This window comes from Kitasatospora sp. NPDC049258, from assembly GCF_040678895.1.
Taxonomy (GTDB): Bacteria; Actinomycetota; Actinomycetes; order Streptomycetales; family Streptomycetaceae; genus Kitasatospora.
In genome coordinates this window covers 149,198-163,679 of the sequence record NZ_JBFAQT010000007.1, presented here as the reverse complement: position 1 = coordinate 163,679, position 14,482 = coordinate 149,198, and the positions used below count along the sequence as shown (strand labels likewise).

The 14,482-nt window shown below is 74.8% G+C and carries 14 protein-coding genes and 1 pseudogene; 6 read left to right on the top strand and 9 right to left on the bottom strand.

Annotated features, from left to right (window positions below):
- Window positions 1-70 precede the first annotated feature (70 nt).
- Window positions 71-424 (top strand): annotated as a pseudogene (locus tag AB0K43_RS09145) (helix-turn-helix domain-containing protein); the annotation flags it as partial.
- Here AB0K43_RS09145 and AB0K43_RS09140 read toward each other — a convergent pair.
- Window positions 423-1,337 carry a MerR family transcriptional regulator gene (locus AB0K43_RS09140; protein ID WP_363637434.1) on the bottom strand — a complete coding sequence of 305 codons (915 nt, stop codon included), beginning with the start codon at window positions 1,335-1,337 and terminating at the stop codon, window positions 423-425. The pseudogene AB0K43_RS09145 and the gene AB0K43_RS09140 overlap by 2 nt on opposite strands.
- A 170-nt stretch (window positions 1,338-1,507) precedes the next feature.
- Between AB0K43_RS09140 and AB0K43_RS09135 the strand changes: the two genes are divergently transcribed.
- Entirely contained in the window at window positions 1,508-2,314 is an 807-nt protein-coding gene (locus tag AB0K43_RS09135; protein WP_363637432.1) for an SGNH/GDSL hydrolase family protein, read from the top strand.
- A 46-nt stretch (window positions 2,315-2,360) separates the two neighbouring features.
- Here AB0K43_RS09135 and AB0K43_RS09130 read toward each other — a convergent pair whose 3' ends face one another.
- Together AB0K43_RS09130 and AB0K43_RS09125 are read right to left on the bottom strand one after the other, a co-directional pair.
- Entirely contained in the window at window positions 2,361-2,534 is a 174-nt protein-coding gene (locus AB0K43_RS09130) for a hypothetical protein (protein ID WP_363637430.1), read from the bottom strand.
- 267 nt (window positions 2,535-2,801) lie between these two features.
- The gene (locus tag AB0K43_RS09125) at window positions 2,802-3,173 is read right to left on the bottom strand and encodes a cupin domain-containing protein (protein WP_363637428.1); all 372 of its coding nucleotides are present in this window, start codon (window positions 3,171-3,173) and stop codon (window positions 2,802-2,804) included.
- A gap of 92 nt (window positions 3,174-3,265) precedes the next feature.
- Here AB0K43_RS09125 and AB0K43_RS09120 point away from each other — a divergent pair, with 92 nt between their 5' ends.
- A complete protein-coding gene (locus AB0K43_RS09120) occupies window positions 3,266-3,712 on the top strand; it encodes a MarR family winged helix-turn-helix transcriptional regulator (RefSeq protein ID WP_363637426.1) in 447 nt (148 codons plus the stop codon).
- An 18-nt stretch (window positions 3,713-3,730) separates the two neighbouring features.
- Here AB0K43_RS09120 and AB0K43_RS09115 read toward each other — a convergent pair whose 3' ends face one another.
- Window positions 3,731-4,450, bottom strand: coding sequence for a maleylpyruvate isomerase family mycothiol-dependent enzyme (locus AB0K43_RS09115; protein WP_363637424.1), 720 nt, complete (start codon window positions 4,448-4,450; stop codon window positions 3,731-3,733).
- Window positions 4,451-4,687: 237 nt separating this feature from the next.
- Here AB0K43_RS09115 and AB0K43_RS09110 point away from each other — a divergent pair, with 237 nt between their 5' ends.
- Window positions 4,688-7,042, top strand: coding sequence for a Tex family protein (locus AB0K43_RS09110; RefSeq protein WP_363637538.1), 2,355 nt, complete (start codon window positions 4,688-4,690; stop codon window positions 7,040-7,042).
- 119 nt (window positions 7,043-7,161) lie between these two features.
- Here the strand turns inward: AB0K43_RS09110 and AB0K43_RS09105 are convergent, their stop codons facing one another.
- Window positions 7,162-7,731 (bottom strand): NUDIX hydrolase, encoded by a 570-nt coding sequence (locus AB0K43_RS09105; protein ID WP_363637422.1) that lies wholly within the window; start codon window positions 7,729-7,731, stop codon window positions 7,162-7,164.
- A 98-nt stretch (window positions 7,732-7,829) separates the two neighbouring features.
- Window positions 7,830-9,203 (bottom strand): SDR family NAD(P)-dependent oxidoreductase, encoded by a 1,374-nt coding sequence (locus AB0K43_RS09100; protein WP_363637420.1) that lies wholly within the window; start codon window positions 9,201-9,203, stop codon window positions 7,830-7,832.
- Window positions 9,204-9,436: 233 nt separating this feature from the next.
- Here AB0K43_RS09100 and AB0K43_RS09095 point away from each other — a divergent pair, with 233 nt between their 5' ends.
- Window positions 9,437-10,060: a LysE family translocator gene (locus AB0K43_RS09095; RefSeq protein ID WP_363637536.1), complete on the top strand. Its 624-nt coding sequence runs from the start codon at window positions 9,437-9,439 to the stop codon at window positions 10,058-10,060.
- Window positions 10,061-10,162: 102 nt separating this feature from the next.
- On the opposite strand, the gene AB0K43_RS09090 is transcribed toward AB0K43_RS09095, so the two are convergent.
- Window positions 10,163-11,683, bottom strand: coding sequence for a carbohydrate binding domain-containing protein (locus tag AB0K43_RS09090; RefSeq protein WP_363637418.1), 1,521 nt, complete (start codon window positions 11,681-11,683; stop codon window positions 10,163-10,165).
- Window positions 11,684-12,007: 324 nt separating this feature from the next.
- On the opposite strand from AB0K43_RS09090, the gene AB0K43_RS09085 reads away from it, so the two are divergent.
- The gene (locus AB0K43_RS09085; RefSeq protein WP_363637416.1) at window positions 12,008-12,964 is read left to right on the top strand and encodes an aldo/keto reductase; all 957 of its coding nucleotides are present in this window, start codon (window positions 12,008-12,010) and stop codon (window positions 12,962-12,964) included.
- 86 nt (window positions 12,965-13,050) lie between these two features.
- On the opposite strand, the gene AB0K43_RS09080 is transcribed toward AB0K43_RS09085, so the two are convergent.
- Both AB0K43_RS09080 and AB0K43_RS09075 read right to left on the bottom strand, forming a co-directional pair.
- Window positions 13,051-13,668, bottom strand: coding sequence for a GNAT family N-acetyltransferase (locus AB0K43_RS09080; RefSeq protein ID WP_363637414.1), 618 nt, complete (start codon window positions 13,666-13,668; stop codon window positions 13,051-13,053).
- 54 nt (window positions 13,669-13,722) lie between these two features.
- Window positions 13,723-14,394, bottom strand: coding sequence for a nitroreductase family protein (locus AB0K43_RS09075; RefSeq protein WP_363637412.1), 672 nt, complete (start codon window positions 14,392-14,394; stop codon window positions 13,723-13,725).
- Window positions 14,395-14,482: the final 88 nt, after the last annotated feature.

The window sequence follows — 14,482 nt, the reverse complement described above, 5'->3', positions numbered from 1 at the left end:
ACACCGGCGGATGCTTTGTTCTACCAAGTAAGCACTTGGAAAGTCCAACCTATTGGCTATGCTGATCCACATGTCACGCCGAAGCTACGACCAGTACTGCGCCGTCGCCCGCGCCCTGGATGCCGTGGGCGAGCGCTGGAGTCTCCTGATCGTCCGCGAGCTGCTCGGCGGCCCGCGCCGCTACACCGACCTGCACGCCGACCTGCCCGGCGTCTCCACCGACATCCTGGCCGCCCGCCTCAAGCAGCTGGAGGGCGAGGGCCTGGCGGTGCGGCGCAAGCTGGAGCGGCCCGCCAACGCGACGGTCTACCAGCTCACCGAGCGCGGGCTGGCGCTGCGCCAGGTGGTCGAGTCACTCGCCGCCTGGGGCCTGCCGGAGCTCGGCGAGCGGCGGCCGACCGACGCCGTCCGCGAGCACTGGTTCACCGCGGAGCCGGCCGGCTCCGCGTGAGCGGGGCCGCCGCGCGGACCGACCCGGCCAGCTCAGCGGTCAGGGCGGCGTGCGTGGTGCCCATGTCCGGCGCGGGGTCGGTGCGCAGGGCGCCCGAGTGGGCCCAGTACGCCGCCATGTGCGGATTGGGCCGGGTCAGGCGGGTGACCAGGGCCCGGCGGAAGGCGGGGGAGTCGGCGGTGCGCTCGGCGCGGGCGTGCGCGGCGACGAAGCAGTCCAGCGCGTCCGGGGCGCCGCGGCGCGCCAACGCGTAGGCCTCGCCCAGCCCTTCGTAGAGCAGCTGGGCGTCGTCGCAGCCGCCGCCGTCGGCCGTGCGGATCGCCGCGGCGGCCCCGCGATCGGTGGCCACCGCGTGCAGCCGGGCGTACGCCAGCGCCTGGGCCGGAGTCGGCGACCCGGGCAGCTCCGGCACCGCCGCGTCGACGATCGCCGCGACCAGCCGGGGCGGCAGCCGCAGCGGCAGCACCCGGCGCCAGAACGCGGCCAGGGCGTCGGTGTCCGGCGGCGTGCGCAGCGCGTCACCGACCAGGTCGAGCGCGCCCGGCTGCTCGGCGACGGCTTCCAGCGCGGCCTGCCGCCAGCGCAGGTCGGTCAGCTGCCGTTCCACCTCGGCCCGGTGCGCGGCCAGCGCCGCTCCCGCCTCGGCGTCCCCGCGCAGCACCTCGGCGACGGCGGGCAGTGCCACCCCCAGCGCCCGCAGCCGCCGCACCGTCCGAAGCCGCTCCAGCGCCGCCGCGTCGTACCGCCGGTGGCCGCCCGGGCTGCGGCCGGCCTCCGGCAGCAGCCCCGAGTCGGAGTAGAAGCGCACCGTCTTCACGCTCACCCCGGCCGCCTCGGCCAGCTCACCGATGCCGTAGCCGCGGCTGCCGCCGTCCTGGTCCGCCATAGCCGCACCCCCATGTCGACCGTCCCGGCCAGCCTAACGACTCCCGCCGCCTGCCACCGCGCCGCCCTGGTGCCCCGCTGTCCTGGTTCCTTGGTGCCTTGGCATCCGCCGCTACCGACCGGTAGGCCGCTTGCCGGTGCGGCCGGGTGTGCGCGTAGCATCGACGGGCCATGGAGAAGAACTACGCCACCGCCACCGTGTACCGCAGCTACGTCGCCGTCGGGGACTCCTTCACCGAGGGCATGTGCGACGAACTGCTCCCCGACGGCCACTTCCGGGGCTGGGCCGACCGGGTCGCCGACGCGCTCGCCGCGGAGCGGGCCGGTGAGGAGTTCCGCTACGCCAACCTCGCCGTCCGGGGCAAGCTGATCGGCCAGATCTGTGCCGACCAGATCGGCCCGGCCGCCGCGATGGGGGCCGAGCTGGTCACCCTGGCCGGCGGGCTGAACGACGTGCTGCGGCCCGGCTGCGACATCGCCGAGGTCGAGCGGCAGCTCGGCCGGGCCGCCCGCGAACTGCTCGCCGGCGGCGGCACCGTGGTGCTCTTCACCAGCACCGACCCGGCGCGCCGGCTGGCCGGCGGGGCCCGGCTGCTCCCGGCGATCCTGCGGATGAAGGCCTTCGTCGAGTCGGTCGCGGCCGAGCACCCGGGCCGGGTCGCGGTGGTCGACCTGTTCTCCGCGCCCTGCTTCGACGACCGCCGGCTCTGGGACGAGGACCGCCTCCACCTCTCCCCGGAGGGCCACCGCCGCGTCGCCACCGCCGTCCTGGAGGCACTCGGCCGCCCCGCCGACCACGACTGGCGGGCCCCGCTGCCCCCGGCCGCCCCGCGCGGCCGCACCGAGAAGCTGCGCACCGACCTGCGCTGGCTCCGGCTGCACCTCGGCCCGTGGATCGGCCGCCGCCTGACCGGCCGGTCCTCCGGCGACGGCCGCCCGCCCAAGCGCGCCGAACTCCTCCCCTACCGGGCGCGGTAGCCGGACCGTCCCGGCAGCCCCCGGCCGGCACCTCGGAGCCGGCCGCTCAGACGATCGGCGGCCGGCCGGCCCTGGTCAGGCGCCACACCGTCCGCCAGGCCACCCGGTTGCGTGCCGCCATCCGGCAGTAGGGCCCGTGGCGGGGCGGATCCGTCGCGGGGCGGCGCGCCTGGACGTCCGCCGCGTACCAGCCGATCCGGCCGGGCCCCAGAGGTGCCATGAGAGCCACACGCCTTCGTGGAACAGGGTCCGTGCCGGCCAGCGCCTCGGCGTCGCCCGGGACACCCAGGCTCTCCGGCAACGGGACCGCCGGTCCCCGGCGGCACGTGGTCCGGCTCGCACCCGTTGCCGACGATCACGGCCCGGCGGCCGACCACGCGCCGGGATTTCAACGACTCCAGGGCCAGGCTCAGTTCGACACGGCAGGGGCCCGACCCGACGCTACGTCCGGGCGGGGTGATCGGGCGGGTGTCGTGGGTCGGGCGTGTCAGGCGGCCCACGGCGGGGCGATCACGGTGCCGTCCGGCAGGGTGGCGGTGAGGCCGGTGCTGGTGGTGACCCAGAGGGTGGCCGGCCGGTCGGTGGTGGCGATGCTCAGTCGGGTGCCGGCCGGGGCGATGGCGGTGTCGCCGGGAGCGAGGGTGATCCGCTCGCCGTCGAGCGAGACGATCGGGCTGCCGGCGAGGATGTGGAACAGCTCCTCCTTGGAGACGGTGTGTTCCAGGCCGACCGATCCGGCTGGCAACTCCAGGCGCCAGGCGCTGAGTTCGGTGCTGCCGGTGGCGGTGGCGGCGTACGAGAGGAAGCGGGCGCCGTGGAGCTCGTGGACGGTCGGTTCGGTGGATCGGACGACGGGCATGGTGGCTCCTCGCGATGGACAATGGTCAAGCTACTTGTCTATATCGTCAAGCAGCTTGACCAATATGTCAACCGCCCTGGCAGACTTCAGCCATGGACCGCACCGTCGCCCTCAGCCTCCCGCCGCTGCTCCTCGGCCTCGCCGCCGACCTCGTGCGCAGCATCGACGAGGGCGTGCGGGCCCGCGGCTTCGAGGACCTGCGGCCCGCGCACGGCTACGCCTTCGCCCGGCTGGCCCCGGCCGGGGCCGGGGTCGGCGAGCTGGCCGAGCACCTGGGCGTGACCAAGCAGGCGGCCAGCCAGATGGTGGAGGAGCTGGTCCGCAAGGGGTACGTCGAGCGGCAGCCGCACCCGGACGACGCCCGGGCCCGGCTGATCGTGCTCACCGAACGGGGCTGGGCCTGTACCCGGGCGGCCGAGCAGGCCGCCGCCGACGCGGTCCGCCCCTGGGCGGCGGTGCTCGGCGAGGACCGCCTGCGCGAGCTGCGGGACGACCTGCTGCGCCTGGCGCCGTCCGGGCGGCTGCGGCCGATCTGGTAGTGCGGCGGGCCCGGCGGGTCAGCCGCGGCTGAAGCCGGAGCGGAACAGCGGCAGCACCGCGGCGTCGCCGAAGACCTCCAGGCCCTCCTGGCCGCGCCGGTTCCAGAGCCACAGCAGCAGGTCGGAGGCGGTGCCCCGGACGGCGACCGCGCCCTTGCCGTGCTCCGCGGCCACCTGCCAGCCGCCGCCCGCCGGGCGGACCGTCCACTCGCCCTCGCCGTCGGTGGTGTGCAGGTGCACGCCGGCCTCGGGCAGCCCGCCGGGCAGGTCCTCGCGCTGGAACAGGGTCAGGAACTCCTCGATGCCGTCCACCGCCAGGGCCCGGCCCACGGGTTCGGTCCGGCCGGCCGCCAGCAGGGCGTCCTGGCAGTGCACGGCCGCCTCCTGGGCCATCCGGCGCTGGATGAAGCCGGCGTCCCGGCGGGCCGACCAGCTCCAGCGCGGCTCGGCCGGGTCCAGCCGCTCCAGCGCGGCGGCGAGGCGCTCCAACTCCTCGCCGTACCAGGCCGCGAGCTCACCGTCGACGGGGCGCCCGGGCTCCGCGTACCCCTCCGGGCCGGTCAGCTCGCCGTCGGCGATCCGGCGCCAGAAGCCGAACACCTCGCCGGTGTGGAAGAGCAGGTCGGCGACGGTCCAGCCCGGGCAGGTCGGCACCGGCCGGTCGAGCGGGCCGGCGGCCGCGGCGGCCAGCCGGGCGCCCTCGGAGCGGAGGGCGGACACATGGTCGGATCGGTTCATGGGCCCGACCGTAGACCGGCGACGGGGGCCCGGGCGAGCGGAATTCGGCGGCCGGTCCGGCCCGGCCCGGCAGGGCCCCGCGGCCCGCGGCCCACCCGCCACGCCGCCCGACCGGCGCCGGGCGGGCCCGATTCCGACCCCGCACCTGCCAGAATGCGGGGCGAACAGAACGCAGGGCGAATCCCGCGAGGGACCTCCCGCAAGGGGACTCAGGAGAAGGTGACCGGCTTCGTGACCATGCCAGTCGAACGCAAGATCGCCGAAGAGCTGGGCGTCCGCGAGGGGCAGGTGAAGGCGGCCGTCGACCTGCTCGACGGCGGCTCGACCGTCCCCTTCATCGCCCGCTACCGCAAGGAGGCGACCGGGGCACTGGACGACGCCCAGCTGCGCACCCTGGAGGAGCGGCTGCGCTACCTCCGCGAGCTGGAGGAGCGCCGGAGCGCCGTCCTGGAGTCGATCGAGGCCCAGGGCAAGTTGGACGACACCCTGCGCGCCCAGATCCTGGCCGCCGACTCCAAGGCCCGGCTGGAGGACATCTACCTCCCGTTCAAGCCCAAGCGCCGCACCAAGGCCCAGATCGCCCGCGAGGCCGGTCTGGAGCCGCTCGCCGACACCCTGCTCGCCGACCCGACCAGGGATCCGCAGGCGCTCGCCGCCGACTACCTGAACGAGTCGGTCGCCGACACCGCCGCCGCCCTCGACGGCGCCCGCTCCATCCTGGTCGAGCGGTTCGGCGAGGACGCCGACCTGGTCGGCTCGCTGCGCGAGCGGATGTGGACCAGGGGCCGGCTGGTCGCCAAGGTCCGCGAGGGCAAGGAGCAGGACGGCGCCAAGTTCGCCGACTACTTCGACTTCGCCGAGCCGTACACCAGGCTCCCCTCGCACCGCATCCTGGCGATGCTGCGCGGCGAGAAGGAGGAGGTCCTCGACCTGGAGCTGTCGCCCTTCGACGCCGAGGACGGCGACCTGCCCGGCGAGAGCGACTACGAGCAGCGGATCGCCGCCCGGTTCGCCGTCGCCGACCGCGGCCGCCCCGCCGACAAGTGGCTGACCGACACCGTGCGGTGGGCCTGGCGGACCAGGATCCTGGTCCGGCTCGGCATCGACCTGCGGACCCGGCTGCGCCAGGAGGCCGAGGACGAGGCGGTCCGGGTCTTCGCCGCCAACCTGCGGGACCTGCTGCTGGCCGCCCCGGCCGGCACCCGGTCCACCATGGGTCTGGACCCGGGCTTCCGCACCGGCGTCAAGGTCGCCATCGTGGACGCCACCGGAAAGGTGGTCGCGCACGACACGATCTACCCGCACCAGCCGGCCAACAAGTGGGACGCGTCCATCGCCACGCTGGCCGCCCTCGCCAAGAAGCACCAGGTCGACCTGGTCGCGATCGGCAACGGCACCGCCTCCCGCGAGACCGACAAGCTGGCCACCGACCTGATCGCCCGGCACCCCGAGCTGAGCCTCACCAAGGTCATGGTCTCCGAGGCCGGCGCCTCCGTGTACTCCGCCTCGGCGTTCGCCTCCCAGGAGCTGCCCGGCCTGGACGTCTCCATCCGCGGCGCGGTCTCCATCGCCCGCCGCCTCCAGGACCCGCTGGCCGAACTGGTCAAGATCGACCCCAAGTCGATCGGCGTCGGCCAGTACCAGCACGACCTCAGCGAGCTGAAGCTCTCCCGCTCGCTGGACGCCGTGGTCGAGGACTGCGTCAACGCCGTCGGCGTCGACGTCAACACCGCCTCCGCCCCGCTGCTCACCCGGGTCTCCGGCATCACCGGCACGCTCGCCGACAACATCGTGGCGCACCGCGACGCCAACGGGCCGTTCCGCACCCGCAAGGCGCTCAAGGACGTGGCCCGGCTGGGCCCCAAGGCCTTCGAGCAGTGCGCCGGCTTCCTGCGGATCCCCGGCGGCGACGACCCGCTGGACGCCTCCGCGGTGCACCCCGAGGCCTACCCGGTGATCCGCCGGATCCTCGGCGCCACCGGCGGCGACCTGCGCTCGCTGATCGGCAACAGCACCGCGCTGCGCGCGCTGCGCCCGTCCGACTTCGCCGACGACACCTTCGGCGTGCCGACCGTCACCGACATCCTCGGCGAGCTCGACAAGCCCGGGCGCGACCCGCGCCCCGCCTTCCAGACCGCGGTCTTCAAGGAGGGCGTCGACAAGATCGGCGACCTCGAGGTGGGCATGGTGCTGGAGGGCGTGGTCACCAACGTGGCGGCCTTCGGCGCCTTCGTCGACGTCGGTGTGCACCAGGACGGTCTGGTGCACGTCTCCGCGCTGTCCAAGAACTTCGTCAAGGACCCGCGCGAGGTGGTCAAGCCGGGCGACATCGTCAAGGTCCGGGTCACCACGGTCGACGTGCCGCGCAAGCGGATCGGGCTGACCCTGCGGCTCGACGACGAGGTCACCCGGCCCGGCGCCGGCGGTGGTGAGGGCGGCGGCAACCGCCGCGACCGGGGTGAGCGTGGCGACCGTGGCGGCGACCGCGGCCCGCGCCCGCCGCGCCAGGACCGCCGCGCCGGCGGCAACCAGCCCCCGGCCGCCAACAGCGCCATGGCGGACGCCCTGCGCCGCGCCGGCCTGACCAAGTAGCACCCACCGCCCGGGCGGCGCGAGGGGCCCTGACCGCATCGGCGGTGGTCGGGGCCCCTCGGCGGGTCCGGGCTCGGTCCGCGGGCGCTCCCGGGCCCGCAGGCCCGCGGGCCGCGCGGTCAGAGCGCCAGGGTGCGGGACTCGACCGCGAGGTCGACCAGTTCGCCCCACCACGGCTCCCGCCCGTGCACCAGCAGCCGGCCGGCCTCGGCCGGCGGCACGGCGCGGACCTCCACCACCTGCTCGCCGTCGTCCGGGTTGGTCGGGGAGGAGTCCACCTCGACCTCGGCCCAGCCCCACAGCCAGGCCTTCTCCGGGTGCGGCTGCCAGGGGCGGTAGGGCTCGGGGGTGTCGGTCACCGCCCGGTGCGCGCCGATCCACACCGGCGGCCCGACCAGCCGGGCACCGGCCTCCTCGCGCAACTCGCGGACCAGGCAGGACTCGATGCTCTCGGCCGCCTCGCGGGTGCCGCCCGGCAGGAACCAGTGGCCCCGGACGTCCCGGCACAGCACCACGCCGCCGTCCGCGAACCCCACCAGGTGGATGTTGGTGATCAGTTGATCGGGCGGCAGCTCCACCGAGAACTGCGCGTCGATCCCGCCCCAGGCCCAGCGCTGCGGCGCGTGCAGATGCGGGAACCGGGCCGCCAGGTCCGCGAGTTCCCCTGCTCTGTCGGTTGTGTCCGTCATTGACTGATCGTAATCCTCACCTGCCCCGATGGAGTGCGGAAACGGTCCTCCGGATGTCGGATGGCGGGTGCCCCGGGTCCGCCACGCCCGGCGCGGGCTCACCACGCGGCCTCCTGGTAGTCCTTGAGGAAGACGCCCGAGACCGGGGCGCCCGCCTCGCCGCGCACGATCGGGTCGTAGACCCGGGCCGCGCCGTCCACCACGTCCAGCGGGGTGCGAAAGCCCCGGTCGGCGATCCGGGACTTCTTGGGCGCCGGGTTCTCGTCGGTGATCCACCCGGTGTCCACAGCGCACATGTGCACGCCCTGCCCGGCCAGTTGCGCCGCGCTGGTGCGGGTCAGCATGTTGAGCGCGGCCTTGGCCATGTTGGTGTGCGGGTGGCCCGCGGTCTTGTTGCGGACGGCGAACCGGCCCTCCACCGCGGTCACGTTGACGATGTAGCGGGCGGCCTGCGGGGAGGCCAGCAGCAGCGGCAGCAGCCGGTCGCAGAGCAGCGCCGGGGCCAGCGCGTTGACCAGCTGGGTCTCCAGCACCTCGGCCGGGTCGAGGCCACCGAGCGTCGCCGTCCAGGAGTTGGCGGCCGCCGTGTCCGGGAGCAGGCCGGCCTCGTCGGCCAGCGCCAGCACCTCGCCCGAGGGCAGCTCGGGTGCCAGCCCGGTGACCGGCCAGGCGGCGGTCAGGGCGGGCATCGGCCGGAAGCCCGGGGCGTGCTCGACCCGCCCGCCCGGCGGGAGTTCGCCCTGCTCGCCGGCGGCCAGCAGGGCGTACGACTCGGGTGGGCGGCGCAGCGTCTGGGCGGCGTTGTTGACCAGGATGTCCAGCGGCCGGCCGGCCGCGCGCAGCCGCTCGCACAGGCCCAGCACCTGACGGGGGTCGCGCAGGTCGATGCCGACCACGGTGAGGCGCTCCAGCCACAGCTCGCTGCCCTCCGCGGCGCGGAACCGGCGGACGGTGTCGTGCGGGAAGCGGCTGGTGACGATCAGCTCGGCGCCGTCCCGGAGCATCATCAGGGCCAGCTGGAAGCCGATCTTGACCCGGCCGCCGGTGAGCAGCGCCCGGCGGCCGCGCAGGTCGGTGGTCAGGCCGCGGCGAGCGCCGTTGTCGGCCGCGCAGCCGGGGCAGAGCATGTGGTAGAAGCCGTCCACTTGACGGTATGTCGATTTGCAGACGTAGCAGCGGCGGGGGCGGGTCAGCTCGCCGATCGGCGCGGACCGGGCGGGCGGCACCAGCGGGGCGTCCTCCCGGCGGTCGCCCGCGCCGGTCGCGGTGGCGGCGAGCAGGTCCGCGTCGAGCCGGCCGCCGGCATCGCGGGCGGCCTGGCGGCGCTCGCGGCGGCCGTCCCGGACGAACGACCGGGCGAGCTGCTCGGCACGCCGCCGCACCGGGTGGTCGGCCGGCAGCCCGCGCAGCCGTCCGACCATGCCGGTGTAGGCGGCCAGTTCGGCCTCGTCGACCGCGGTGTCCTGCTGCATGGCGCCTCCGTTCGGGATCGGGCGGGCCCCGGCGGACGCGAGATCGGCTGCGGGGCCCACGGACGCGTCCGGTGGGCCGGCCCGTGCCGGGTGCCTCACCCGGACGGCTGCACGGATGCTAACGCCCTGATCGCGGGGCCCGGTACCGGTTAAACCGGGCGCCCGACGCCGGTGCTAGCGTCTGCACGGTGGTGCGCGGGCGACCGACCGGAGGAGCGAGGCAGGCAGTGGCAGTGGTGGAGGCGACGACGCTGGCCGGCATCGCGGCGGTGGCGACCGGGATGGTGCTCACCCCGGGGCCGAACATGATCTACCTGGTGTCCCGTTCGGTGTCCCAGGGCCGGCGGGCCGGGATGATCTCGCTCGGCGGGGTGGCACTGGGCTTCCTGGTCTACCTGCTGGCCGCGACCGCCGGGATCTCGGCGCTGTTCGCGCTGGTGCCGGAGCTCTACCTGGCCCTGCGGGTGGCCGGCGCGGGCTATCTGCTGTGGCTGGCCTGGAAGGCCGTCCGGCCCTCGGCGCGGTCGGTGTTCGCGGCGAAGGAGCTGGCGCCGGACCGGCCCCGCAAGCTGGTCCTGATGGGGTTGGTGACCTGCCTGCTCAACCCCAAGCTGGCGATCCTCTACGTCTCGCTGCTGCCGCAGTTCGTCGACCCTCGGCGCGGGCACGTCGCGCTGCAGAGCCTGCTGCTGGGGCTGACCCAGATCGCGGTCGGCCTGCTCGGCAACGCCTTCTTCGTGGTCACCGCGGGCTCGGTCGCCACCTTCTTCGCCCGCCGCCCGCTCTGGCAGCGGCTGCACCGCTACGCCATGGGCACGGCGCTGGCCGGCTTCGCGGTCAAGATCGCGGTGGACTGACCCGGCCGGCCGTGCCCACCCGGCCGCGCCGTGCCCACCCCGCCCCGGCGCCGGGCCGCCCGGTGGAGCGTGGGGATCCACCGGGCGGGGCCTGTCGATCCGTCAGCCGGTGTAGCCGGCGAAGATCTTGGAGAACTCGTACGGCGACTGCGTGACGTTGGTGCACTTGTAGAGCGGCCCGGTGCAGGCGGCCGCGTCCCGGGTCATCTCCCAGAAGCCCAGCATCCCCAGGTGGTGCTGCTTGGCGAAGGTGACCAGCTGCTGGGCGTCGCCCTGGTTGAAGACGCCGTGGTCGTCGTTCTCGCCCAGCATCGGGGTGACGGCCGTCATCGCCCACAGCTGGGCGTCGGTCCTTGCCGGGTAGAGCGCCTTGAGCTGGTCGTGGGTGCTCTGACCGGCCTGGACGGCGTCGTCGCCGTAGTCGGTGCTCGGGCGGCCGTAGTCCATCGCCATCACATTGACCATGTCCACCGCCACCCCGGCGTCCCGGGCGGAGCGCACCACGGCCACCCCGTCGGCGGTCAGGCCCTCCGGCAGCACCGGCAGGGTGAGCGAGACCTTCAGGCCGGGGTGGGCCTGCTGGAGCTTGGCCAGTGCCGCCGAGCGCCGGTCGTTGGCCGCGGTGTCGACCACGGCCGCGCCCTCGATGTCGAAGTCGACGTACTTCAGGCCGTAGGCCTTCACCACCGCGTCGTACTCGTTGAACAGCGAGTCCACCGTGGTGCAGGCCTGGGCCAGTTCGGTGCCGGACGCGCCGCCGAACGACAGCTTGACGTCACCGCCGCCGGCCCGGATCGCGTCGATCTGGTCCTTGCCCCAGCCGGACTTGGGGTCGTAGGCGTTGAACCAGCTGGCCTTGCAGCCGACCGAGGTGACGAACGCCAGGGTGAAGGACTTGAGGTTGCCGGCTGCCGCCATGTCCTTCAGCACCGGGGTGGGCCAGGCGCCGAGGTCCACGTAGGGCGCGACCGGCAGTGCGCCGGCGGGCGGCGGGGTCTGGGTGGGGCTGCCGGTCGGGGTGGCGGTCGGGGTCGGCGACGGCGTGGGGGTCGGGCTCTGTGTGGCGGTCGGGGTCGGGCTCGGGGTGGAGCCGCCGGGGCCGCCGAGCACCACGTCGTCCGCCAGGTAGGCGCTCAGGCCGTACCAGCCGTGCAGGTAGACCGTGACGCTGGTGGTGGCGGAGCCGGTGGTGAAGCTGGTCGCGAGCTGCTGCCAGCTGCTGCCGCCGGGCGTCCAGACGGCGGGGTCGACCACCCCGTTGCCGGTCGCGCCGAGGTAGATGTACTGGCCCTGGACCCAGGCGCTCAGCGCGTACGTGGTGTTGGGCTTGACCGCCACGGTCTGGCTGCACTGCGCGGTGGAGCTGTTGCTCGGCGTGCCGCGGAGCGCGTGGGTGCCGCCGTGCGCCGGTGAGCCGACCACCGCGCCGGCGCCGTCCGTACAGCTCCAGGGGGTCAGTGCGCCGCTCTCCAGGCCGGGGTTGGCGAGCAGGTTGACGTCGGCGGCGTCCGCGCCGCCGGCGAGGGTGGCCAGGCCGCCGCCGGCCAGGGCGGCGGCGCACAGCAGCGGGACGAGCCTGGACCGCCGGGCGGCGGCGTGGCGGGGGAGTGCGGCACGGGGCATGACGGTGCCTTTCGGGACGGTGCCGGGCGTCCGCGCGGAGTGTGTGGGGGTGCGCGGGCCGACGGCGTGACAGGGGCGAGGATCCTGAACTGCCCTCGTGGCCAAGCGGCGAGGGGTTCGCGGAGCGGGGGTCGAGCGGTGCTGTCCTGAGTAAAAGTGGACTAGACCAAGTGGGCACGTCAAGCGCTCCGCGCGGGCTTACGGCTGCGTTAAGGTCGACGTCCGCGACCGGTCGCCGGGTTCAGCGGGTCGGCTTGACCTGGAGTGCACTCCAAGGGGCAGGCTGGGGCCGACAGCGATGGACGGCCCGAAGGAGCATCAGCGATGCGCACCACCACACTCGGCAGTACCGGACCGCAGGTCGGCGTGGTCGGCCTCGGGTGCATGGGGATGACCTTTGCGTACGACCCGAACGGGCGGGACGACGCCACCTCGGTGGAGGTGATCCGCGGCGCGCTCGACCTCGGGGCCACCCTGATCGACACGGCCGACATCTACGGGCCCTACGACAACGAGGAGTTGGTCGGCAAGGCGCTGGCCGGCGGGTACCGCGAGCGGGCCGTGCTGGCCACCAAGGTCGGCCTGGTGCCCGGCACCGGTGGCGCCCGGGTCGGGAACAACGGCCGCCCCGAGCACGTCCGGCAGGCGATCGACGCCAGCCTGCGCCGCCTGGGCACCGACCACGTCGACCTGTACCAGCTGCACCGGGTCGACCCCGAGGTGCCCGTCGAGGAGACCTGGGGCGCGCTGGCCGAGGCCGTCGCGGCCGGCAAGGCCAAGGCGATCGGCCTCTCCGAGGTGACGGTGGAGCAGATCCGGCGGGCCCAGGCGGTGCACCCGGTGGCCTCGGTGCAGTCCGAGCTCTCGCTGTGGACCAGGGACGCGCTGGCGGAGGTGCTGCCCTACACCGAGCAGCAGGGGATCGGCTTCCTCCCGTTCTCCCCGCTCGGCCGCGGCTTCCTGGCCGGCCGCTTCGGCTCCACCGCCGACCTGCCGGCCGACGACTGGCGCTCCACCCTGCCGCGGTTCCAGGCCGAGGCGCTGGCGGCCAACCAGGCGCTGCTGGGCAAGGTCCGGGAGATCGCGGAGCGGCTCGGCGCCACCCCGGCCCAGGTGTCGCTGGCCTGGGTGCTGGCCCAGGGCCGCTACGTGGTGCCGATCCCCGGCACCAAGACCCCCCGCTACCTGGCCGACAACGCGGCGGCGGCCGGCCTTGCCCTCACCGCCGAGGACCTGGCGGAGCTGGACGCCCTGCCGGCCCCGATCGGCGGGCGGTACTGAGCCACCCGGCGGGCGGGTGCGGAGCCTCCGTGCGGGCCTTGCCGGGCCACCAGGCGGCCCGGGCCTCGCGGCCCGGGCCGTGCGGCTCAGCGGTCCATGATCCAGACCAGGTTGCGCCCGGTCTCCGCCGGAGCGGTGATCTCGGCGTCCCGCACCCGGTCCAGGCGGTAGCCGAGCTTGCGCGGCACCGCCGCGCTGGCGGCGTTGGCCTGGTCGCAGTGGATCTCGACCCGCTCGATCCCGGGCAGTGCGAGGGCGGCCTCGGTGAGCGCGCGGGCCGCCGCGGTGGCCAGGCCCCGCCCGGTGTGGTCGATGTGCACCCAGTAGCCGATCTCCAGTGCGCCGGCGCCGATCCGGCCGTGCAGGCCGAACGCGCCGACCACGCTGCCGGGGTCGGCGTCCAGCCCGACCACGAACATGAAGTCGGTGCCCTCGTCCCAGACCTGCTCGCCGGCCCGGCACATCTCCTGGCTGTGCTGGAGGGTCGGCGCCTCGTCGGCCCACGGCATCCAGGGCCGCAGATGGACCAGGTTGGTGCGCACCGCCGCGTTCAGACCGGGCGCGTCGGCCTCCCGCCGCCGGCGCAGCGAGACGCCGCCGGGCAGCGGGATCAGCTCGGGCGGGCGGCCGTCGGTGATGGCCCGCGGTGCGGAGCAGGGCGCGGGAGCGGGGCCGGGCTCGGGTGTTTCGGCGGTGCGGCTCATGGGCGGATTATCCCCTCGCCCCACCCACCCTGACCAGCGGATTCCCGGAGGGGGTCAGAGCCGCACCAGCACATCGCCGAGCTCCTTGCGGTGCAGGTCCGGCACCCGGGCGTGCTCCGCCGGGTAGCCGACCGGGATCACGTACGCGGCCCGCTCCTCGGCCGGCCGGTCGCAGACCTCGTTGAGGAAGCGCATCGGGCTCGGCGTATGGGTGAGGGTGGCCAGCCCGGCCTGGTGCAGGGTCGCGAGCAGCAGGCCGACGGCGATGCCGACCGATTCCTTGGTGTAGTACGGGCGCGGCGAGTCGGGGCCCTTGTGCACCTCGAAGACCACGATCACCGCCGGGGCGTCCTCCAGGAAGGGCTTGCGCCAGTCGGTGCCGATCGGCGCCAGCGCCGCCAGCCACTCCGCGGAGGCCCGATGGGTGTAGAACTCGCGCTCCTCGGCCTCGGCGGCCTCGCGCAGCCGGCGCTTGCGCTCGGGATCGGTGATCACCACGAAGCGCCAGGGCTGCACATGGGCGCCGCTGGGGGCGGTGGCCGCGACCCGGACCGCCCACTCCACCACCCCGTCCGGGATCGGGCGGGTGGAGTAGTCGCGGACGGTCCGGCGCAGCGCCATCACGTCGTGGAAGGACCTGGCGCGGGCCTCGGCCTCGTGGGCGGGCACCGTCATCGGGCGGAGCTCGACGGTCGGGTGTGCCGTCGGCGATGCACTGTCAACCATGGGGCCCAGCACAGCACATGACGATGCATCACGGGAAGGTCCAGTCCGATCGAACCCGCCCCGACGTCCGGTCCAGTCCAATCGGGGC